Raw genomic sequence first — 19,859 nt, 5'->3', positions numbered from 1 at the left:
TTGATCCGTGTCGGACCCTCGTGTTCTCATTAGAACAAGTGTTCGATGACACGGCGGCGTGAAGGGGGTGGGCTCGATGGGATGGAACGACGGACCACCCACGTGGTCGGAGATGGAACGAGTCCTGTCCGGACGTCCGAAGCCGGTGGCCGAGGGGGACGGCGGCGACAGCCCGGCCTGGTCGCGAAAGAGGGACGTCTACGACCGCACCATCGACAAGCCCGCGCTGTCGGTGACGCCGTACGCGGAATTGCATGCGCACTCGGCGTTCAGCTTTCTCGACGGTGCCTCGCAGCCCGAGGAGATGGTCGAGGAGGCGGTACGCCTCGGCCTCGAGTCCATCGCCATCACCGACCACGACGGTTTCTACGGGGTCGTGCGGTTCGCCGAGGCAGCCAGAGCTCTCGGTATCGGAACCGTGTTCGGTGCCGAACTCTCACTGGACACGCATCGATCCCGAGCCGGGGAGACCGATCCCGACGGCACTCACCTACTGGTGCTCGCTCGCGGCCAGGAGGGGTATCGCCGGCTCTCGCGTCGGATCGCTGCTGCACACCTGGCAGGCGGGGTAAAAGGAAAGCCGCAGTACGACATCGACGAACTCACCGAATCAGCAGGCGGTCACTGGCAAATTCTCACCGGTTGCCGAAAGGGCCATGTTCGGCAGGCGCTCTCGCGTGGTGGTCCGGAGGCGGCAGAGGCCGCGCTGCGCACTCTCGTCGACCGGTTCGGATCCGATCGTGTCACCGTCGAACTCACCCGGCACGGCGTCGCAGACGACGACGAGCGCAACGACGCTCTCGCGACGCTGGCTCGGCGGTACGGACTTCCGACGATCGCCACCACGGCCGCGCACTACGCCGGCCCGCGCAGCAGGAGATTGGCCATGGCGATGGCCGCTGTGCGCGCACGGAGCAGCTTGGACGACGCCGCCGGGTGGTTGGCACCGACCGGCGGCGGACATCTACGGTCCGGGGCGGAGATGGCGGAGATGTTCCAGCACTATCCGGGCGCGGTGCGCGGTGCCGTCGAACTCGGTCGGGAGTGCTCGTTCGATCTGAAGTTGATCGCGCCGCGCCTGCCGCCATTCGATGTGCCCGACGGTTACACCGAGATCAGCTATCTTCGTCGACTCACGTTCGAGGGGGCCGCTCGTCGGTACGGCCCGCAGTCGGCGAACCCGGCGGCCTATTCGCAGCTCGAGTACGAGCTCGACATCATCGACAGGCTCGAATTCCCCGGTTACTTCCTGGTGGTCCACGACATCGTCCACTTCTGCAAGACACACGACATCCTCTGTCAGGGAAGAGGTTCCGCGGCCAACTCGGCTGTCTGCTTTGCGATCGGCATCACCAACGTCGATCCGGTGGCGAACAAGCTGCTGTTCGAGCGCTTCCTCGCACCCGAACGCGACGGACCACCCGACATCGACATCGACATCGAATCCGACCGTCGAGAAGAGGCGATCCAGCACGTCTACGCCAAGTACGGCCGCACTCATGCCGCTCAGGTGGCCAACGTCATCACCTATCGCGGTAAGTCCTCGGTGCGAGACATGGCCCGTGCGCTCGGTTTCTCGCAGGGGCAGCAGGACGCATGGAGCAAGCAGATCACCCGCTGGTCCGGAGTCGGTGATCAGGAAGGTGACGGTATTCCCGAGTCGGTTCTCGAACTCGCGCGGCAGATCGAGGGCTTCCCGAGGCACCTCGGCATTCACTCCGGCGGCATGGTGATCTGCGATCGGCCGATCGCCGACGTCTGCCCGGTGGAATGGGCGACGATGGAGAACCGCAGTGTGCTCCAGTGGGACAAAGACGATTGTGCCGCAGTGGGTTTGGTGAAGTTCGACATGCTCGGGCTGGGCATGCTCTCGGCGCTGCACTACATGATGGACCTGATCGCCGAGCACAAGGGCATCGATATCGAACTCGCCTCGATCGACCTGTCCGAGCCCGAGGTGTACGAGATGCTCCAGCGAGCCGATTCGGTGGGGGTGTTCCAAGTCGAGTCCCGCGCGCAGATGGCCACTCTGCCGCGGCTCAAGCCGCGGAACTTCTACGATCTGGTGGTCGAGGTCGCCCTGATCCGTCCCGGTCCGATCCAGGGTGGCTCGGTGCACCCGTACATCAAGCGCCGCAACGGACTCGAGCCGGTGATCTTCGAGCATCCGTCGCTCAAGAAGGCGCTCGATCGAACTCTCGGGGTGCCGCTGTTCCAGGAACAGCTGATGCAGATGGCCATCGATGTCGCGGGGTTCAGTGCTGCCGACGCCGATCAACTGCGCCGTGCCATGGGGTCGAAGCGATCACCGGAGAAGATGGAACTGCTGCGTGGTCGGTTCTACGACGGGATGCGCGATCTGCACGGCATCACCGGCGCCGCAGCGGACCGAATCTACGAAAAGCTGTCGGCTTTCGCCAATTTCGGCTTCCCCGAGAGCCATTCGCAGAGCTTCGCCTCACTGGTCTTCTACTCGTCGTGGTTCAAGTTGCACCATCCGGCGGCATTCTGTGCCGGTTTGCTGCGCGCCCAACCGATGGGTTTCTACTCACCGCAATCCCTGGTCGCCGACGCCAGGCGGCACGGTGTGCTCGTCCACGGTGCAGACGTGAACGCCAGTCTCGGCCACGCGAACCTCGAGGCGGACGGCCTCGAAATTCGCATGGGGTTGGCGGATGTGAAGTTCATCGGTACCGCAGTGGCCCAGAAGATCGTCGACGCGCGAGACGCACACGGGCCGTACACCTCGTTCCTGGACCTGACGGGACGCGTCGAACTGTCGGTAGCGCAGGCAGAAGCGCTGGCAACGGCAGGCGCACTCGGGTGTTTCGGCATCACTCGCCGAGAGGCACTGTGGGCTGCGGGTGCAGCGGCAGGGGAGCGTCCGGGCCTGCTCCCTGGCATCGGAGCGTCGACGAAAGCGCCTGCACTACCGGGAATGTCGGATCTCGACCTGGCCTCGGCGGACGTCTGGGCGACCGGTGTGTCACCGGATTCCTATCCCACGCAGTTCTTTCGAGATCGGCTCGATTCCCTCGGCGTGATTCCCGCGAACCGGCTGCTGCAGATTCCGGACGGAGACCGAGTGCTCGTCGGCGGAGCGGTGACGCATCGCCAGCGGCCGGCAACGGCCGGAGGCGTCACGTTCATCAACCTCGAGGACGAGACCGGCATGGTCAACGTCGTGTGCTCGGTCGGGTTGTGGGCCAAGTACCGCAAGCTGGCGATCACGGCACCGGCGTTGCTGATTCGAGGCAAAGTACAGAACGCCGAGGGTGCGGTGACCGTGGTGGCCGATCATCTGCAGCTGATGGATCTGCGAGTCGCGTCCAGATCGAGGGATTTTCGCTGACTGCCGACGTGCACAATCGAGTGGTGAAGCTGCTGCTGATTGCCGATACGCATCTCCCGAAACGGGCTCGCGCCTTGCCCGACGAGGTATGGACCGCCATCGACGACGCCGATGTGGTGATCCACGCAGGTGATTGGGTGAATCTGGCCGCGTTCGAGGAGCTTTCGCAGCGGTCGCGTCGACTGGTCGCGTGCTGGGGCAACAACGATGGCGAGGACCTGCGGGCACTGATGCCCGAGCGCGCCGACGTCGTACTCGGCGGGGTGCGGTTCACCGTGACCCACGAGACCGGTGCCGCGACGGGACGGGAACGACGGATGGCGGCCGCGTACCCGGAAACGGATGTGCTCGTGTTCGGCCACAGTCACATACCGTGGGACACGTTCGCAAACAACGGTCTTCGGCTGCTCAACCCGGGATCGCCGACGGATCGGCGTCGGCAACCGTTCTGTACCTACATGACGGCCACAGCCGAAGACGGCGCGCTGACGAACGTGGAGCTGCATCGCATCCCCCCTCGATAGCGGCGATGCGAAGTACTTACATTCCGCCGGCCACCCTGATGACGGTTCCGGTCGCGTATCGCGCATCCTCGGACAACAACCACGACACCGCCCCGGCGATCTCGTCCGGCACACCGGGGCGGCCGAGCGGGATGCTCGACGCCATCTTCTGTGGCCGCTCCCGATCTCGATGGAAGTCGGTCTCGATGACGCCGGGTGCCACTGCATTGACGCGGATGTTCTGCGCAGCAACTTCTTTCGACAGTCCGACCGTCAGCGCATCGACGGCGGCCTTGGCTGCCGCGTAGTGGACGTACATCCCCGGACTGCCCAGGGTCGCCGCAGCGGAGGAGATGTTGACGATGGAGCCACCCGATTCGGCCATTGCCGTGACCGCGTACTTGCAGCAGGTGATCACCCCGACCAGATTCACGTCGACGTCCGCTCTGATGGTCTCGATGTCGTTGTCCACCAGTGCCCCTACGGCACGCGCTGAACCGGCGTTGTTCACCAGGCCGGTGACGGTGCCGATCCGTGCGGCCGCGGTGAAGAGGTCGATCACCGATTGCTCGTCGGTGGTATCGGCCCGTACGGCAATCACCGTTCGGCCGTCGGTCGACAATTCGCTCGCCACTGCTCGAGCCGTAGCGGAATCGGAGCGGTAGCCGACCACCACATCGTGCCCGTCGGCCACCAGCCGCCTGGACACCGCAGCGCCGATTCCGCGACTTCCGCCGGTGACGACGGTCAAGGGAGCACTCATCTGTCGACAATATCCACCGAGCAGCAGGCACAATTCACTGCAGGTGCGATGCGCACGCACGGAAAGAAGGAACCGACGTGATCGATCGACCGGAATTGGCAGCGTTTCTCCGGCAGCGACGGCAGTCACTGCAACCGGAGGACGTCGGGCTGCCACGGGGGCAGCGCAGGCGCACACAAGGCCTCCGCCGGGAGGAGGTCGCAGAACTGTGCCACATGTCGACCGACTACTACGCGCGACTCGAACGGGCCACCGGACCCGCCCCGTCGGCGCAGATGATCGCTTCCATCGCACAGGGATTGCATCTGTCGCTCGGCGAGCGTGATCACGTGTTCCGACTCGCCGGGCACAATCCTCCCGCCCGCGGGTCGTCGAGCGAGCATGTCAGCCCAGGAATGCTGAGAATTCTGGACCGCCTGAACGACACGCCCGCCGAGATCGTGTCCGAAATCCGAGAAACTCTGCGCCAGACGCCGTTGGGAGCGGCACTGACCGGGGATGCGTCGTTGCGCACCGGGCCGAATCGGAGTCTGGGATACCGATGGTTCACCGACCCCGAGGTGCGGCAGTCGTACCCGCCCGAAGAACGTGCCGTGTTGTCTCGGGTGTATGCGTCGGGGCTGCGCGAAATCGTCACTCTTCGCGGACCCGACTCGCGAGCAGCGCACCTGTCAACAGAGCTGCTCGAGGTCAGCGAGGAATTCCGAACCCTGTGGGGGAAGCGCGAAGTAGGGGTTCACCCACCCGAGTCCAAGCGGTTTCTGCACCCGACGGTCGGCCTGCTGCAACTGAACTGCCAGACCCTGCTGGACCCCGAGCAAGCGCAGCGACTGCTGGTGTACACGGCAGTCCCCGGCAGCGAGAGCTACGCCAAATTGGAACTGCTCGCGGTGGTGGGAACTCAGGTTCTGTCCTGATTCGATCCACGGTGTCGGTCGTATCAGTGGATCGGGAAGTCCTGGATAAGCCCGGCACGGTCGTCGAACATGGGTTCTGCAGGTCGAATCCGCACGATCAACACCAGCACAGGAGCTTGCCATGGGCCGCACAACACACATATCCCTTCCCGATCTGACGGGGAAAGTTGCCGTCGTCACGGGAGCGAGCGACGGGATCGGAACGGTCATTGCCACGCAGCTCGCCCGCTCCGGTGCCGAGGTCGTCATGCCGGTGCGCTCTGCCACCAAGGGGGAGCGGGCAGCCGAATCGATCCGAGTCGCGGTACCGGGAGCGAAGGTCACCACTCGGGCGCTGGATCTGTCGTCGTTGGAGTCCGTTTCCACTCTGGTGAACGATTTCTCATCCGATGGCCGGGCGATCGACATACTCGTCAACAACGCAGGTGTCATGCAGCCACCTGCGCGTCAGGTCACCCAGGATGGATTCGAGCTGCAGTTCGGTACCAATCACCTCGGCCACTTCGCGCTCACCCTAGGTCTGCTGCCGCTGCTGCGGAAGGGTAATGCGCGGGTCACCCATCAGACGAGCATTGCGGCACGGTCGGGGACCATCAATTGGGACGACCTCAACTGGGAGCGGTCGTACGACGTCATGAAGGCCTACGGTCAATCGAAGCTCGCGGTGGCTCTGTTCGCACGCGAACTCGAGGCTCGTAGTAGCGCAGGCGGCTGGGGAATCACCAGCAACATCGCTCACCCGGGAGTTTCGCCGACCAATCTGCTTGCGGCACAGCCGGGATTGGGGCGGCCGAAAGACTCGGCCGGCAGACGGTTGATCGGCGTTCTCGCCCGCGTCGGCATTGCGGGCACTGTGGACAGCGCAGCGCAGCCGGGATTGGTTGCGGCTGCGGGTAGTGACGCGCACGGAGATCAGTTCTTCGGCCCGAAGCGACTCATCGGCGGGCCACCGACCGAGGTCGCCATGTGGAAGCCGATGCGCAGGATGGACGATGCGCGTCGCCTGTGGGAGGCCTCGGAACAGCTGACCGGTGTGCAGCTCGCGTTCTGATCGGCCGCGGTTCTCGGCCGTCACTGCGGCACCCTGACGCACGCGTCACTGCGGGGTAGGCGCGGGCTCCCGGGCATGGTCGACCAGGTCGTGCACCAGCCCGATGATGACGTCCATCTGAGCGATGACCTCGACGCGCAATCGGTTCTGCTGGTCTTCCGGCATATCCGGAGTGTCCGGCCGGTCGAGCGACATCAGTAGATCGATGTTGGTGCGCAACGCTGTCAGCGGCTCCATCAGTTCCGCGCCGGCATCGATGATCAGCTGACCCTGCCGTGCGCGCGAACGAGACAGGGAGGCCAACATCTCGTTGAAGCTGTTGGCCAGCGATGCCAGTTCGTCGTCACCGTTGACGTCGATGGGCTCGAAATCTCCTGTGCGGGCAACACGTTCGGTACCGGCCCGCAGTCGTCTGACCGGGCGGAGTCCGGTGCGTGCGACGGCGGCACCGGCGACACCTGCCAGTGCGACGAGGAACGCACCGACGAGGACCAAGGCGAGCGTGAGCTTGCCGAGTAGCGGTGACGCCGCGCTGAGCGATTCGGCCACCAGGATCGTCTCGCCGGCATCGGTGCGCTTGGCCGAGATGTAATAGCCTCGGACCTCGCGCAGCGACTGGTCGGTGTCGCCGTCGATGACAGATCTTTCTGCATCGTCCAGAACTCCGTTGGAATTGGTGAACGGCTCGGAGCCGTTCGTCGACGTCACCAATGTGCCGTCGCTCGTTGCGAAGGCGACCTTTACCGCGGTTCCCTCGGTGTCTTCGATGCCGAAGCCGAAGAGATCGGCCGGGACGCCGGATGCGGCACTGGCAATGATGGCGTCGCTGTTGCGTTCCACGCGGTCCACGATCTGTGAGCGGAGGGCTTGCTCCGCGACGAGATAGATCGCGAGAGCACTCACTGCGACTGCCAGGGCTGCCACGCTCATCGTCAACACTCGGATGCGGCCGTGCAACGTCAGTGCTCTGGGGCGAGCGGCTGCACGTGGATTGCTCATTTCTCGAGTATGCCGGTCGTCGAGCGACGATCATTCTGCAGGCCGTGTGGACCGGCGTCGACATTCGGCAATGGTCGACGGTCCATCGAGTTAGTGCACCTGGGTTCGGCTTCCCTACCTTGGTGCGAGCGCCGGCATGGGTCCCAGGCCTCCGTGAAAGTTCGATCTTCAGAAGGGTGGGGTGTCGGTGTCTTCGGCTGTTGGTTCTGTTTCGGGGTCGTGGTTGTCGGGTGGGTTGGGGTAGGCGATGATGCCGGATCGTTTCGGTTTGGTGGGGATGTGTGGTCTGAGGTCGTTACCGAGGATGGGCACTGCCGTGCCGCTGGTGGGCAGGGTGATGCGAGTGGTGTTCGAGGTCGATGTCCACAGGATGGCTCCGCCGGGGAGCATGACAGCTTTCCAGTAGCCGGCGGTTTTGACGGAGTGGTGGTATTCGCAGAGGCATTGCAGGTTGTTGACGGTGGTCCAGCCGCCGCCGAGGGGGTTGGTGTGGTCGAACGGGTTCACGTGGTCGAGTTGGCAGCGTGCGGCGGGGCGGTGGCAGCCGGGGAATCGGCAGTGTTTGTCGCGGTGGCGGACCGCTGCGGTGGTGAGGGTGTCGGGGCGGTAGATCAGGGCGTGGTCGGTGAGTGGGTCGCGGGCGACGGATTTTCCGAGGGTGGGGTCGACGGCGATGGCGGCTTCGAGTGCGGCGGCGAGGGAGGCGTTGCCGATGTAGAGGCCATTGGCTGTACAGCCGGTGCGGTTGTGGGGCCGGAGTGTCGAGCGTAGGTCGAGTGCCCGCATGTTGCGGGCGGGATGCCTGACGCCGTCCAGATCGAGGGCAGAGCTGTGCCGTGTACCCCTGCCGATTGGGGTGTGGGTGCAGAACATCGCCGCGGCGGACGTCAGGGATTGCGTCCGTCGTTGGTTGTCACTGCCATCTGGGGTGGGTGGGTCACGTAAGTCGTCTGGTGGCGGTCCAGTGGTCGGTGTCGGTGTCGGTGTCGGTGTGACTGTCGTGATTTCCTCGGGTTGACGTGAAGAAGTGTGGGTTTCGGTTCGGTCGGATGCAGTGCTGGGCTCCGGCATCGGCGCAGGTGCCAAAGCTGGATCCAGTGTTCGAGGTGGTCCGCCGGTCGGGTCGGGTGTCGGACTCGATGTGCCGGCCGGACCTCGGGCGGATGCTGCATTCGATGCTGCATCGGAGCCACGGTCGGGATCTGTCTCCTGGCCGGGAGCAGAGTCCGCTGCCGTCGCGGGTGCTGATGCGGTTGCTGTAACTCTGGTCGGCGACTGCGACTGCGACGGCGACGATGGCGAGGTGATCGTGGTCGGTGCGCTGGTCGGAGCGGGCGCGGGGGTCGGTGATGGTGCTGGGTTTGATTCGGTGTCGGGGTCACTGTGCGTGGCGGACTCGTTCGCCGGTTCCGTTTTCGGTGCTGTAGTTGCCTCGGCGGCGGTGGAAGCGTCTGTGGCACTACAGGCCTCGGACCCAGACTCGGCCTCGGTCCCCGGTTTCGAGTCGCTGCCGGTGGGGCTACGCGTCTCGGTCCCGTGTGCTGCCGAGCCGGTGTTCGTCGCTGTTGTCGAGTCGGTGTTCGTCGCCCTATCAGCATCTTCGTCTGTATCCGACACTGAGTCCGGTTCCTGCTTCTGGTCTTTCGGTGTTCGTTCCCAGTCTCCGGTGTCTGGGTTCCGGACGGCGAGGCCGAGGGATTCGGCGAGGGTGATCGCCTCGGTGAGCAGGATCTGCCAGTGGCTGTTGCGGGCCAATTCCCGCGCGAGGTCCGGGTCGATGGATCCGTGCCCGGCGAGGTAGGCGGGGTTGGCGAGGAGGCCGATGAGGGTGGCGATGTCGACGGTGATCATCGTCAACGGCACCCGCCGATCCGGCAACACCGCACCCGCCTTGGGGCAATCCTCCCGTTGGCACAGGCATGCCAGTCGGGGTTCGCCGTGCATGCGGGCCATGAACGCATCGCACAGGCGTTCCTTCTTCCCGCGCGGGTCCTTCGGGCAGAGGGTGTCGGCCATCTCCTCGAGCAGCTGCCATGCGGCGGCGGCTTCGGGTGCGGTCAACTCCGCCCGAATGCGGGCGAGTTCCCCGGCAGGACTGTAGGTGACGGTGCGGAACTTCTTCGCGAACTCCCGCAACGCCGCTGCTTCCTCGGGTGCGACGCGGACCAGGATGTCCCAGATCTCCTTCTCCAAGGGGCCGGGGGAATTGCGCCGGGCTGCTTCGACGACCTCGGCTTCGACCCGTATGGCGATGTCGTCGGAGAGGTTGTCGAGGATCCGGCAGGCCGTCCGGACGCGCGGAAGGTCGATGTCGCCGTCGGCGAAGGCTCTGCGTAACAGTGGGAGCCGGGTGTGCAGGGCGACGGCGACGGAGACGTACGCTTCGGCGACCGTCGCGGAACAGCCGAGGGCTACCGCCATTTCGGTGCGTCCGTATCGGCTGTAGTGCTTGTGCTTGGTGTCGAGGGTGATCCAACTTCGATGCACGTCGTAGCAGGCGGAGATCTTGCGGGCCGCCTGCCGATTCTCCTCACGCGCGGCCGCGGTCAACGCCTCCAGTGACACAGCTGGCAGTGCACCCATCTTTTCACCCCCCGGTGAGCAACATTTCAGAACGTGCGTTCGAACTGAAAAGAGAGTAAACCGGGCCACCGACAAGAATGGAAAAATACTCCGGGAGGCCTACGCGTCTGGTCAGGGGCGGTGGTCAGCCGGGTCGGTGCTCTCGTTCCACCGTTGCGCCCATTGCCAGAGTGGTTCGAGTGCCGGCCCCAACTCATCGCCGAGTTCTGTCAGGCAATAGGAGCCGTCGGAGTCCTTGATCAATACGCGCGCGTCGACGAGGGTGCGCAGTCGCGTGGCGAGCACGCTGGAAGAGATGTCGTCGGTGCGTCGTCTGAGTTCGAGAAAGCCGAGCGGGCCGCTCCGCAGCTCCCAGAGAATGCGCATGTTCCATCGCTGTCCCAGGAGATCGAGTACCGCCATCATCGATTGGCGAGGTGCGTTTGCCATTTCCATCGCGCTCGATCATAGTAGTTCGAAAATCGAAGCAGTTCGAAAATCGAAGCGGAGGGTGTCTATGGAGCATCGCGCGTCAGGAAAATCTGTGCTGATCACGGGTGCGTCCCGGGGCATCGGAGCGGAAACGGCGGTGCAACTGGGTGCCGAAGGCGCTGCAGTGGCGGTGAACTTCCGTGAGAAGAAGCGCAGAGCCGATGCTGTTGTGCACTCGATCGAGGAAAGCGGAGGACGCGCACTAGGGGTCGGTGCCGACGTCACCGACCCCGAAGCAGTCGACGCGATGCTGAACGCCGTCGCAGCCGAATTCGGCGCAATCGACGTTCTGGTTCTCAATGCTTCTGGTGGGCTCGAGCTCGGTGCAGATCCCGGCTACGCCATGAGCATCAATCGCGACGCGCAGGTGGCGATGGCTCGAGCGGCCGCCGACCGCATGAAACCAGGCTCACGAATCGTCTTTCTCACCAGTCATCAGGCGCATTTCTACGGCAGGAAGCCCGTACCCGTCGAGTACGAGCCCATTGCTGCGAGCAAGCGAGCAGGCGAGGATGCCCTGCGCGACATGATTCCCGAATTGAATTCTCGGGGAATCGACTTCGTCGTCGTGTCCGGTGACATGATCGAGGGCACCATCGTGGTCACTCTGCTGGAGCGACGAAACCCCGATGCTGTGGCCGCCCGCGCCGCGCACGGTGCGCTCCCGACCGTTGCCGAGTTCGCTGCGGCCGTGGCGGCTGCAGTCGTCACGCCGATCGAGAGGTCCGGTCATACCGTGTATGTAGGTGGAGCCGATTACCTCGACGAGTTCGTGTCGGGGTAATCGGCTCCGTTCGACTGGTTCGGTGCTGTGCAACCGGGCAATCAGCTACCGAGGACGCAGAACTGGCCGCTCGTGAGGTTCAGTGCCAGTGACAGGGGGCCGACGCAATCGACGCCCTGAGCCTCCGAGGTAGCGCCGGATCCCCACCCGGCGACGGCGAGAGTCGTCTGTCCGGCATCGGCCCACGAGTGAGCGATTCCGCCGCCGAGTGCCAGTGCGTAGGCCGTGCCTGCATTCTTGCTTGCTCCGAGGGCGACGCCGTATCCGTTGGCGTAGGTGGTCGTCGCGCCGGGACCGTCGTTGACGCTGACGGCGGTGCCGCTGTCGGCAGCACCTGCGGTGGCCCGCCCGGTGCCGTTCGAGGTGGCTCCGCAGCTCGCGGTGTCATCGACCTGGATGTCGTTGGCCGACGGCGGAGACACGCAGTTGACGGGGGCTGCCGACGCAGTGGCCGTGCCCGACAGGGCTGCGACCGTCAATCCCGAGCCCATGGCGAATATTGCTGCGGTGCGGGCAATTCGACTACTGAACCGACTGGACGTGCGCGCGGAGGAGGAGTTGGGGGACGAGAGACGGGGCAGGGAAACAGAGAACAACAGAAAGCTCCTTCACGAGCGAAACGGGCCGGTGCGGCACACGGTACCCCGCCCCGCGAGTCCATGGCAGCAGGCCGGTGAGGTTTGTGTAACGGTGCCGCTGGCATCCGGGGATGAATCGTCGTAGAAGTCCGGTTTCTCGGACCCCGGCCGCCGCGGTCGTGGCCGCCCGATGCACGTTGGGGTCACTACCGCGTTCTGCGTTCAATACGTCGAGTTCTGTTCCACCACTTGATATGTCGATGCGACGAATAGGTCTCGCGCTCGTGCCCGGGATGGCCGGCGACTCCGAACGGTAGCGATCCACGGCACCGGTCGAACGAAAGAAAATCGTTACCGGGCAGCTCTCGATGATCGCCGGAAGTCGCGCAGTGGAGACGGTGACGGTGACGGCCACAGGCGGACGGATCGAAGCGGAATCGGTCCTGTCGAGCCGCCACGGCGACGTCGACAGTTCGGTGTCACAGAAGAACTACCTCTCTGACCTGATCGATTTGTCGACGCTCACAACAAGTTCCAACTCCGCCGCCGGCGGCACACCGACGAACCCGGGCAACGTCTGGAACGCAATGCAGGGCTGCGGTGCCGCGCTCCCGTAAGTGTCGACATCGCAGCGGACCTGACCTAGCGATTGTCACGGACCGGTGGCACCGCCGTACGTTGCGATCTTGTATTCGGTTGCCACGAGCGAAAGTTGCAGTTCTCGGATTCGACGTCGGACGGCGTCTCGATGCCCGACGAGCATGTCGAGTCGTTCCGGAACGGTATGTTCTCCGCCGTCGACGAGTTCGACGTAGTGCTGCAGGTCGCGCATCGGCATCCCCGACAACCGCATGCGAGTGAGGAACACGATCCGTCGGACGGCCGCGTCGTCGTACCGTCGATGGTCGAGTCCGTCACGCGCAACCTCGATCAGGCCACACCGCTCGTAGTACCGCAGAGTGTGCGCGGAGATGTCGAGGAGCTCGGCAACCTCGGCGATACCGAGTGGTTCGGTGAGCTCTCCGGGTTCGATCAGCTCGTGCACCAGTTCGACGGTCAACTGTGCGTCCGAATCCGCCACGGCCGCCAGCGCCCTGTTCATCAAATCCGTCGTCGCCATGAGTACAGAAGATAGTCCGGGCGGTGCCGTCAGACCGGGCGGACGGATTCGGGTACACCCGGGAAGTCCGCACTCCGACGCAAACCCGTCAGACGCTGCCTTCGTACCCGTGCTGGCGCCATGCCTCGTACATCGTCACTGCTGCCGCGTTCGCCAGGTTCAACGACCGGCGGCCCGGAATCATCGGGATCCGCAGTCGATCGGTCACATGTGGGTCGCCCAGGACGTCGTCGGGCAATCCCGTGGGTTCCGGTCCGAACAGGAGGACGTCGCCGGGTTCGTACGCGACGTCGGCGTAGGAACGGGCTGCGTGTGCGGTGTAGGCGAACACGCGAGTCGGTGCCAGCGCAGACCAGGCAGAGGGTAGGTCCGCGTGCACCGTCACCGACGCCAGATCGTGGTAGTCCAAGCCTGCCCGCTTGAGCTTCGGCTCGGACATGTCGAAGCCGAGCGGGCCCACCAGGTGCAGTTCGCAGCCGGTCCCGGCGACCAGGCGAATTGCGTTGCCGGTGTTCTGTGGGATGCGGGGCTCGAAGAACATGAGTCGAAACACCCGGTTCACTCTGCCATCACGAGTCCGGGAAGTATGGGGCAGGTGGACGACGAACAGACGATCGGCGAGGACTTTTCCGACACTCGACTGGACGGGCAGGAGTGGACCGGTAGGCAGTTCGTTCGGTGTACCTTTCGCGACGCGGACATGAGCGGCGTTCGAACCGAGTCGGTGGTGTTCACCGAATGCGACTTCACCGGCACCGATCTGACCGAATCCGTTCACACGAACTCTGCATTTCGATCGTGCACCTTCACTCGGACCAATATGCAGCACAGTACGTTTCGTCATTCGACCGTGATGGGATCGACGTTCGTCGACAGTCGTATGCGTCCAGCGACGTACGACGAGGTCGACTTCACCCTCGCATCACTGGGCAACGCGGACCTTCGCGGTCTCGATCTGACGGGGTGCCGGATGCGCGAAGCGAACCTCGTGTCCGCAGACTTCCGGAAGGCAACTGTGCGCTCGGTCGATTTCTCGGGTGCCCGCGCCGTCGACGCGAAGTTCGACGAGGCGGATCTGCGGGGAGCCGTCGCCGACGCATCGCTGTGGGTGAGCGCGAGCGTGCGCAGTGCGAAGATCGAACTGATGCAGGCGGTGGCCTACGCTGCAGCGCACGGGCTCGTTGTCGAGGGCTGACCGTGGGGATCGGACCGGTGCGCCGCTGCTGACGCCGAACCTGGAACAATGACCGGGTGACTGCAACGATTCTCGATGGCAAAGCGACCCGTGACGAGATATTCGTCGATCTCACCGCCCGCGTGGCGACGCTGCGTGAGCAGGGCATCACCCCAGGTCTGGCGACCGTGCTGGTGGGCGACGATCCGGGTTCGGCCGCGTACGTCCGGGGCAAGCACAACGACTGCGCCAAGGTCGGCATCACCTCGATTCGTCGCGACCTGCCCGCGGACATCACCCAGGCAGATCTCGAAGCCGTCATCGACGAACTCAATGCCAACCCCGAATGCACCGGCTACATCGTCCAGCTGCCGTTGCCGAAGCATCTCGACGAGAACGCTGCACTCGAGCGAATCGATCCGGACAAGGACGCCGACGGTCTGCACCCGATCAACCTCGGCCGTCTGGTCCTGGGCAAGGATGCCGCACTGCCGTGTACACCTCGCGGGATCGTGCACCTGCTGCGCCGCTACGACGTTGCTCTCGACGGTGCGCACGCGGTGGTCATCGGCCGCGGAGTGACGGTCGGGCGACCCATCGGCCTGCTGCTCACGAGGCGCTCGGAGAACTCGACAGTCACGTTGTGTCACACCGGAACTCGCGATCTGGCCGCCGAGGTCTCCCGCGCGGACATCGTGATCGCCGCTGCCGGAGTACCCGGATTGATCACTGCGGACATGGTCAAGCCCGGTGCTGCCGTGCTCGACGTAGGGGTGACCCGCACCGAGGACGGACTGCGCGGCGACGTCGCCGACGGTGTCGCGGAGGTGGCCGGATTCCTTTCGCCCAACCCCGGCGGCGTCGGACCGTTGACGCGGGCCTTCCTGCTCACCAATGTCGTCGAGCGCGCCGAGCGCGTCGCCGCCGAGAGCTGAGCGAACCGGACGTGAACGATGCAGAGGATGCGCGAAGCGAGCCCGATGCGGGGTTTCGCGCGGCAGTCGCGCGAAACCTACCGATCGTCGCAGTCTCGGTCGTCGTCCTTGCCGCGTTGATTCTGGTGCTGGCCGATCGCTGGCGGCGCGGCGCATTCATCTTCGGATGCGCAGCGCTGCTGGCGGCCGTCCTGCGGCTGTGCCTGCCCGAAACACGTGTCGGCACACTGCAAGTGCGCAGCCGCGTGTTCGATGTGTTGGCGCTGGGCTGCGTCGGCGGAGCAATCGTCTTTCTGTCGCTGTCTATCGATCCGCTGGGAACCGACTGACCTTGCCTGTCGGTGTCAGCGCCGGCCCAGGCGGGCCAGCTCCATCGTCTCGGCGAGCAGCTTCGCCACCGAATCGGCCTCGGTGAGGAAGCCGTCGTGTCCGTCACGCGACTGGATCACTTCGAGTCCGCGGCACTGGGGGAGTTCGCGAGCGATCTCCTTCTGCAGTCGAAGCGGATACAGGCGATCGGAGTCGACTCCGCCGACGATGGTGGGAACCGCTGTGGACGCGAGGGCTTCGGCCACTCCGCCGCGGCCGCGGCCCACATCGTGGCGGTTCATCGCCTCGCTGAGCAGGACGTACGTCGCAGCGTCGAACCGGTTGACGAGCTTGGCAGCCTGATGCTCGAGGTAGCTCTGTGCGGAGTATCTGCCACCGGCCCACGGGTCTTCGTCGTTCTGCGGTGAGTTTCCGAACCTGATGTCGAGTTCGCTCTCGGTTCGGTACGTCAGGTGCGCGATGCGCCGCGCGATGCCGAGTCCGGCCGTAGGCGAGGTGCCGGTGTCGTGGTAATTGCCGCCCAGCCATCCTGGATCGGCCTTGATCGCGGCGATCTGTGTTGTCTGGGTACCGATCTGGTCGGCAGTTGCCCTTGCACCGACCGCAAGGACCAGCGCGGCCGCCACTCGGTCTGGATGGCCCACGATCCATTCGAGGGTGCGCATCCCGCCCATCGAGCCGCCGACGACGGCTGCGAACCGCTCGATTCCGAGGACGTCGGCCACGGCCGCCTCGGCAGCGACCTGATCGCGGATGGAGATGTCCGGGAAGCGAGACCCGTAGGGCGTGCCGTCGGGCGAGACGCTGCTCGGGCCCGTGGTCCCGCCGCACCCGCCGAGCACGTTGGTCGCCACGACGCACCACTCGTCGGTGTCGATGGGGCAGCCGGGACCGACCATTCCGTTCCACCAACCGGGCAGAGCGTGATCGGCGTCCGGCGGACCGGACACATGCGAGTCCCCGGTCAAGGCGTGTTCGACGAGTACCACGTTGCTGCGGTCGGTGGCGAGTTCGCCCCACCGTTGCACCGCGACGGTGACCTGGGGGATTCGAGCGCCGTTCTCGAGATCGAGACCACCGATGTCGATGGTGCCCAACCGCCCGTCCGGAGACGGAAGAACCGCCTCCGGACGAACGCCTGTGTCGCAGCTGTGACTCAAGATGCCGCCGCGCTGAATCCGACCTCGAGATCGGCGATGATGTCGTCGATTCCTTCGATGCCCACGGCGAGACGCACCAGGCCGGGAGTGACTCCCGACGCAAGCTGCTCTTCCGGAGTCAGCTGGGAGTGCGTGGTGGATGCGGGGTGGATGACGAGTGAACGCACGTCTCCGATGTTAGCGACGTGGCTGTGCAGAGTGAGTGCGTTGACGAACTTCTTGCCCGCGTCCACACCGCCCTTCAGCTCGAACGCGATGATCGCGCCCTGCCCCTTCGGCAACAATTCCTGCCCGCGCTGGTACCACGGGGACGATTCGAGTCCGGCGTAGTTGATCGAGACGACGTCGTCGCGACCGGCGAGGAACGCGGCGACCTTCTGTGCGTTCGCCACGTGCCGCTCGATCCGAAGGCTCAACGTTTCCAGACCCTGGCTGATGAGGAAGGCGTTGAACGGCGAGACCGCAGCACCGATGTCACGCAACAGTTGGACGCGCGCCTTCAGTGCGAATGCGGGCGCGCCCAGATCGGCGAACACGACGCCGTGGTAGCTCGGATCTGCGGTGGTGAAGTTGGGATGACGGCCCTGCGTCCAATCGAAAGTCCCGCCGTCGACGATGACGCCCGCGATGGCCGTTCCGTGTCCGCCGAGGTACTTCGTGGCGGAGTGCACCACGATGTCGGCACCGTGCTTCAACGGCTGCAACAGGTACGGCGTCGCCACGGTGTTGTCCACGATCAGCGGAATGCCGTTCTCGTGGGCCACTGCCGAGATCCCCGGGATGTCGAGAATGTCGTTCTTCGGGTTCGAGATCGACTCGCCGTAGAACGCCTTGGTCGACGGAGTGATCGCGGCACGCCACTGCTCGAGGTCGTCGGGATCGTCGACGAACGAGACGGTGATACCCAGCTTGGGGAGCGTGTAGTGGAACAGGTTGTACGTGCCGCCGTAGAGCCGCGGGCTCGACACGATGTGGTCGCCCGCCTCCGCGAGGTTCAGGATCGCGAACGTCTCGGCGGCCTGACCCGACGCGAGCAACAATGCCGCCACGCCACCTTCGAGGGCGGCGATGCGCTGCTCGACGACATCCTGAGTCGGGTTGATGATGCGGGTGTAGATGTTGCCGGGCTCGGCCAGACCGAACAACGCCGCTGCGTGATCGGTGTTGTCGAACGTGTACGAGGTGGTCTGGTAGATCGGCAACGCACGAGCCCTTGTGGTGCCGTCCGGGGTCTGACCCGAGTGGATCTGCTTGGTCTCGAAGCTCCAGTCGGCTGCGGGGTCCGTGAACGGATCCTCGGTGGGTGCTCCGGTGGCGTCGACGACGTCGGGGGTGGAATCGGTCATGGCTGGTGATACTCCGTTTTATTGAGACGAGTCTGTCTGAGACGAATCGAATGTCGAATGAAGCTCGAGAAGTCGAGCGCTACGGGGCGTATCGGTACAGCAACACATGAGAGAACCTCCTGACAGGCTTCGGCCCGTGGGGACCGAAGGTTCAGTGGGTCCGCTTCCTGCGGACCCGCGCTTGTCGATTCGGCACTCGCGTGCCGGACCGGCCTGGTCGTTCACCCGGGGCACCCCACCGCGGTTGGAGGGTTGCCGGCCAGCAAGCCGGGGCTCGATGCTGGCGCTCATGACCTGGCAAATATCTTAGCGGGTGACGGCACCCCACCGGAACGAGGGCACGCGAGGGGTGCCGGTACAGCTCGAGCAGATGCTCGGGTGAGCACTATCACCGTGCATCGACGCGAGAACGAGCCACCCGCGGGAAGACAATTGACCGGAGCGACGTTCCTGCTTCGGTCGGCTTCCGATCGCAGGCTCGAATCCCGTCCGCTTCTTCTGCCCCCCGATTTGCACACGAAGGTTGTACTGCTGTGACTGTCACCGATTCCGCTCTGTCCCGAGTCAGCGCTGTGCGCGGCAAGGTGTCGAGTGGCCTGAGTGTCAGTCACCGACCGCACTCGACCCGACGCAAACTCGCGATGTTGGCACTGTCCATCGGCGGCTTCGGGATCGGCACCACGGAGTTCGCATCGATGGGTCTGTTGCCGGACATCGCGACCACGATGGGGATCTCCGAGCCCTCGGCCGGCCACATGATCTCTGCGTACGCGCTCGGTGTGGTCGTCGGCGCGCCGACCATCGCAGCCCTGGCTGCTCGCGTTCCGCGCAGGATGTTGTTGCTGGCGCTGATGGTGGCCTTCACCCTCGGAAACCTCGGCACCGTCTTCGCGCCCAGCTTCAACGAGTTGGTGGCCTCGCGATTCGTTGCAGGTCTGCCGCACGGTGCGTATTTCGGTGTAGCGGCGCTGGTCGCTGCCCACCTCGCAGAACCGGGCAAGCGAGCCAAAGCCGTCGCGATGGTGATGATGGGACTCTCGGTCGCCAACGTCGTCGGCGTACCGGTGGCGACCTGGATCGGGCAGGCGCTGGGATGGCGCAGTGCATTCACGCTCGTGGCGGTCATCGGTGCCCTCACCGTCGCCGCGCTCGTCCTCTGGATGCCACGACTCGACGCGATGCCGACCACCAGCCCCATCACCGAGCTGGGCGCACTGCGCCGCAGCCAGGTGTGGATGACCCTGTTCGTGGGAATCGTCGGATTCGGTGGCATGTTCGCGGTGTACACCTACATCGCTTCGACGCTGACCGACGTCGCCGGTCTCGCCCGCGCCTTCGTTCCGGTGGCCCTGATGATCTACGGACTCGGAATGGTCGTCGGAAACTACGCCGGCGGATGGCTGGCCGACCGGTATCAGCTCAAGGGCACCTTCGTCGGCCTGGCCGCCACGGCCGTGTTCCTTGCGGTGTTCGTCGTGGCCGCACACAATCCGATCACCGCCCTACTGCTGGTGTTCCTCATCGGCGCGTCCGGCTCCTCGGTGGTACCCGGTCTGCAAACGAGGTTGATGGACGTGGCCGAGGACGCCCAGACCCTCGCCGCATCGCTCAACCATGCCGCGTTCAATCTGGCCAACGCCATCGGAGCTGCCGTCGGCGGTGCCGTGATCGCCGCAGGATTCGGCTACACGGCACCCGCCGCCGTCGGCTCGGGCCTGGCGGTGGCCGGTCTCGGTGTACTGGCCACCGCCATGTGGATGGACAAGCGTTCCGCCGCTCGGTAGCGCCCGAGA

Annotated in this window: 19 protein-coding genes and 1 riboswitch; of the genes, 10 read left to right on the top strand and 9 right to left on the bottom strand. The window is 64.9% G+C overall.

What is annotated here, in order from left to right; all coding sequences use genetic code 11:
- The first annotated feature begins 76 nt into the window (after positions 1 to 76).
- Positions 77 to 3,352, top strand: a complete 3,276-nt coding sequence (locus AYK61_RS07745) for an error-prone DNA polymerase (protein WP_121870388.1) — start codon at positions 77 to 79, stop codon at positions 3,350 to 3,352.
- Positions 3,353 to 3,375: 23 nt separating this feature from the next.
- Complete coding sequence (locus AYK61_RS07740) at positions 3,376 to 3,876, top strand: metallophosphoesterase (protein WP_121872553.1); 501 nt, start codon at positions 3,376 to 3,378, stop codon at positions 3,874 to 3,876.
- Between the two features lie 16 nt (positions 3,877 to 3,892).
- Here the strand turns inward: AYK61_RS07740 and AYK61_RS07735 are convergent, their stop codons facing one another.
- Positions 3,893 to 4,618, bottom strand: coding sequence for an SDR family NAD(P)-dependent oxidoreductase (locus AYK61_RS07735; protein ID WP_121870387.1), 726 nt, complete (start codon positions 4,616 to 4,618; stop codon positions 3,893 to 3,895).
- A 77-nt stretch (positions 4,619 to 4,695) separates the two neighbouring features.
- Here AYK61_RS07735 and AYK61_RS07730 point away from each other — a divergent pair, with 77 nt between their 5' ends.
- On the top strand, positions 4,696 to 5,535 hold the full coding sequence (locus tag AYK61_RS07730; protein WP_121870386.1) for a helix-turn-helix transcriptional regulator: 840 nt from the start codon (positions 4,696 to 4,698) through the stop codon (positions 5,533 to 5,535).
- 121 nt (positions 5,536 to 5,656) lie between these two features.
- Positions 5,657 to 6,586, top strand: coding sequence for an SDR family oxidoreductase (locus tag AYK61_RS07725; RefSeq protein WP_121870385.1), 930 nt, complete (start codon positions 5,657 to 5,659; stop codon positions 6,584 to 6,586).
- A gap of 45 nt (positions 6,587 to 6,631) precedes the next feature.
- Here the strand turns inward: AYK61_RS07725 and AYK61_RS07720 are convergent, their stop codons facing one another.
- The 3 genes from AYK61_RS07720 to AYK61_RS07710 form a co-directional block, all read right to left on the bottom strand.
- Positions 6,632 to 7,585, bottom strand: a complete 954-nt coding sequence (locus AYK61_RS07720; protein WP_121870384.1) for a HAMP domain-containing protein — start codon at positions 7,583 to 7,585, stop codon at positions 6,632 to 6,634.
- A gap of 168 nt (positions 7,586 to 7,753) precedes the next feature.
- Complete coding sequence (locus AYK61_RS07715; protein WP_121870383.1) at positions 7,754 to 10,168, bottom strand: HNH endonuclease signature motif containing protein; 2,415 nt, start codon at positions 10,166 to 10,168, stop codon at positions 7,754 to 7,756.
- Between the two features lie 111 nt (positions 10,169 to 10,279).
- Positions 10,280 to 10,603 (bottom strand): helix-turn-helix domain-containing protein, encoded by a 324-nt coding sequence (locus AYK61_RS07710; protein ID WP_259467961.1) that lies wholly within the window; start codon positions 10,601 to 10,603, stop codon positions 10,280 to 10,282.
- A 61-nt stretch (positions 10,604 to 10,664) separates the two neighbouring features.
- On the opposite strand from AYK61_RS07710, the gene AYK61_RS07705 reads away from it, so the two are divergent.
- Positions 10,665 to 11,423 carry an SDR family oxidoreductase gene (locus AYK61_RS07705; RefSeq protein WP_121870382.1) on the top strand — a complete coding sequence of 253 codons (759 nt, stop codon included), beginning with the start codon at positions 10,665 to 10,667 and terminating at the stop codon, positions 11,421 to 11,423.
- Positions 11,424 to 11,464: 41 nt separating this feature from the next.
- Here AYK61_RS07705 and AYK61_RS07700 read toward each other — a convergent pair whose 3' ends face one another.
- A complete protein-coding gene (locus tag AYK61_RS07700; protein ID WP_179273571.1) occupies positions 11,465 to 12,019 on the bottom strand; it encodes a DUF6764 family protein in 555 nt (184 codons plus the stop codon).
- A gap of 350 nt (positions 12,020 to 12,369) precedes the next feature.
- Here AYK61_RS07700 and AYK61_RS07695 point away from each other — a divergent pair, with 350 nt between their 5' ends.
- A complete protein-coding gene (locus tag AYK61_RS07695; RefSeq protein WP_121870381.1) occupies positions 12,370 to 12,618 on the top strand; it encodes a hypothetical protein in 249 nt (82 codons plus the stop codon).
- Between the two features lie 35 nt (positions 12,619 to 12,653).
- On the opposite strand, the gene AYK61_RS07690 is transcribed toward AYK61_RS07695, so the two are convergent.
- Positions 12,654 to 13,121 carry a MerR family transcriptional regulator gene (locus AYK61_RS07690; RefSeq protein WP_121870380.1) on the bottom strand — a complete coding sequence of 156 codons (468 nt, stop codon included), beginning with the start codon at positions 13,119 to 13,121 and terminating at the stop codon, positions 12,654 to 12,656.
- An 88-nt stretch (positions 13,122 to 13,209) separates the two neighbouring features.
- Positions 13,210 to 13,674: a tRNA (cytidine(34)-2'-O)-methyltransferase gene (locus AYK61_RS07685; RefSeq protein WP_183130202.1), complete on the bottom strand. Its 465-nt coding sequence runs from the start codon at positions 13,672 to 13,674 to the stop codon at positions 13,210 to 13,212.
- A gap of 33 nt (positions 13,675 to 13,707) precedes the next feature.
- Here AYK61_RS07685 and AYK61_RS07680 point away from each other — a divergent pair, with 33 nt between their 5' ends.
- Genes AYK61_RS07680 through AYK61_RS07670 form a run of 3 tightly spaced genes read left to right on the top strand, consistent with a single transcriptional unit; the run spans position 13,708 to position 15,559 of the window.
- Positions 13,708 to 14,316, top strand: a complete 609-nt coding sequence (locus AYK61_RS07680; protein ID WP_121870378.1) for a pentapeptide repeat-containing protein — start codon at positions 13,708 to 13,710, stop codon at positions 14,314 to 14,316.
- A gap of 56 nt (positions 14,317 to 14,372) precedes the next feature.
- Entirely contained in the window at positions 14,373 to 15,230 is an 858-nt protein-coding gene (locus AYK61_RS07675; protein ID WP_037188179.1) for a bifunctional methylenetetrahydrofolate dehydrogenase/methenyltetrahydrofolate cyclohydrolase, read from the top strand.
- 11 nt (positions 15,231 to 15,241) lie between these two features.
- Positions 15,242 to 15,559 carry a DUF3017 domain-containing protein gene (locus AYK61_RS07670; protein WP_121870377.1) on the top strand — a complete coding sequence of 106 codons (318 nt, stop codon included), beginning with the start codon at positions 15,242 to 15,244 and terminating at the stop codon, positions 15,557 to 15,559.
- A 15-nt stretch (positions 15,560 to 15,574) separates the two neighbouring features.
- Here AYK61_RS07670 and AYK61_RS07665 read toward each other — a convergent pair whose 3' ends face one another.
- Both AYK61_RS07665 and AYK61_RS07660 read right to left on the bottom strand, forming a co-directional pair.
- Positions 15,575 to 16,723, bottom strand: a complete 1,149-nt coding sequence (locus AYK61_RS07665) for a homoserine O-acetyltransferase (RefSeq protein WP_397485450.1) — start codon at positions 16,721 to 16,723, stop codon at positions 15,575 to 15,577.
- Positions 16,717 to 18,066, bottom strand: coding sequence for a bifunctional o-acetylhomoserine/o-acetylserine sulfhydrylase (locus AYK61_RS07660; protein WP_082323496.1), 1,350 nt, complete (start codon positions 18,064 to 18,066; stop codon positions 16,717 to 16,719). Before AYK61_RS07660 ends, AYK61_RS07665 begins: the two co-directional genes overlap by 7 nt.
- A 172-nt stretch (positions 18,067 to 18,238) precedes the next feature.
- Positions 18,239 to 18,361: riboswitch (SAM riboswitch) on the bottom strand.
- A gap of 346 nt (positions 18,362 to 18,707) precedes the next feature.
- Between AYK61_RS07660 and AYK61_RS07655 the strand changes: the two genes are divergently transcribed.
- Complete coding sequence (locus AYK61_RS07655; RefSeq protein ID WP_121872551.1) at positions 18,708 to 19,850, top strand: MFS transporter; 1,143 nt, start codon at positions 18,708 to 18,710, stop codon at positions 19,848 to 19,850.
- Positions 19,851 to 19,859 lie beyond the last annotated feature (9 nt).

This window comes from Rhodococcus sp. SBT000017 (assembly GCF_003688915.1).
In the GTDB taxonomy this organism is placed as follows: Bacteria; Actinomycetota; Actinomycetes; order Mycobacteriales; family Mycobacteriaceae; genus Rhodococcoides.
Note: the sequence above shows the minus strand (reverse complement) of the source record. Positions and strands in the feature narration are given on the sequence as shown.

Excerpts from the sequence above, each read along its gene's own strand:
- AYK61_RS07745 (WP_121870388.1), top strand. The coding sequence starts at position 77 with ATGGGATGGAACGACGGACCACCCACGTGGTCGGAGATGGAACGAGTC.
- AYK61_RS07735 (WP_121870387.1), bottom strand. The coding sequence starts at position 4,618 with ATGAGTGCTCCCTTGACCGTCGTCACCGGCGGAAGTCGCGGAATCGGC.
- AYK61_RS07725 (WP_121870385.1), top strand. The coding sequence starts at position 5,657 with ATGGGCCGCACAACACACATATCCCTTCCCGATCTGACGGGGAAAGTT.
- AYK61_RS07720 (WP_121870384.1), bottom strand. The coding sequence starts at position 7,585 with ATGAGCAATCCACGTGCAGCCGCTCGCCCCAGAGCACTGACGTTGCAC.
- AYK61_RS07715 (WP_121870383.1), bottom strand. The coding sequence starts at position 10,168 with ATGGGTGCACTGCCAGCTGTGTCACTGGAGGCGTTGACCGCGGCCGCG.
- AYK61_RS07710 (WP_259467961.1), bottom strand. The coding sequence starts at position 10,603 with ATGGAAATGGCAAACGCACCTCGCCAATCGATGATGGCGGTACTCGAT.
- AYK61_RS07705 (WP_121870382.1), top strand. The coding sequence starts at position 10,665 with ATGGAGCATCGCGCGTCAGGAAAATCTGTGCTGATCACGGGTGCGTCC.
- AYK61_RS07695 (WP_121870381.1), top strand. The coding sequence starts at position 12,370 with ATGATCGCCGGAAGTCGCGCAGTGGAGACGGTGACGGTGACGGCCACA.
- AYK61_RS07690 (WP_121870380.1), bottom strand. The coding sequence starts at position 13,121 with ATGGCGACGACGGATTTGATGAACAGGGCGCTGGCGGCCGTGGCGGAT.
- AYK61_RS07680 (WP_121870378.1), top strand. The coding sequence starts at position 13,708 with ATGGGGCAGGTGGACGACGAACAGACGATCGGCGAGGACTTTTCCGAC.
- AYK61_RS07660 (WP_082323496.1), bottom strand. The coding sequence starts at position 18,066 with ATGACCGATTCCACCCCCGACGTCGTCGACGCCACCGGAGCACCCACC.
- AYK61_RS07655 (WP_121872551.1), top strand. The coding sequence starts at position 18,708 with ATGTTGGCACTGTCCATCGGCGGCTTCGGGATCGGCACCACGGAGTTC.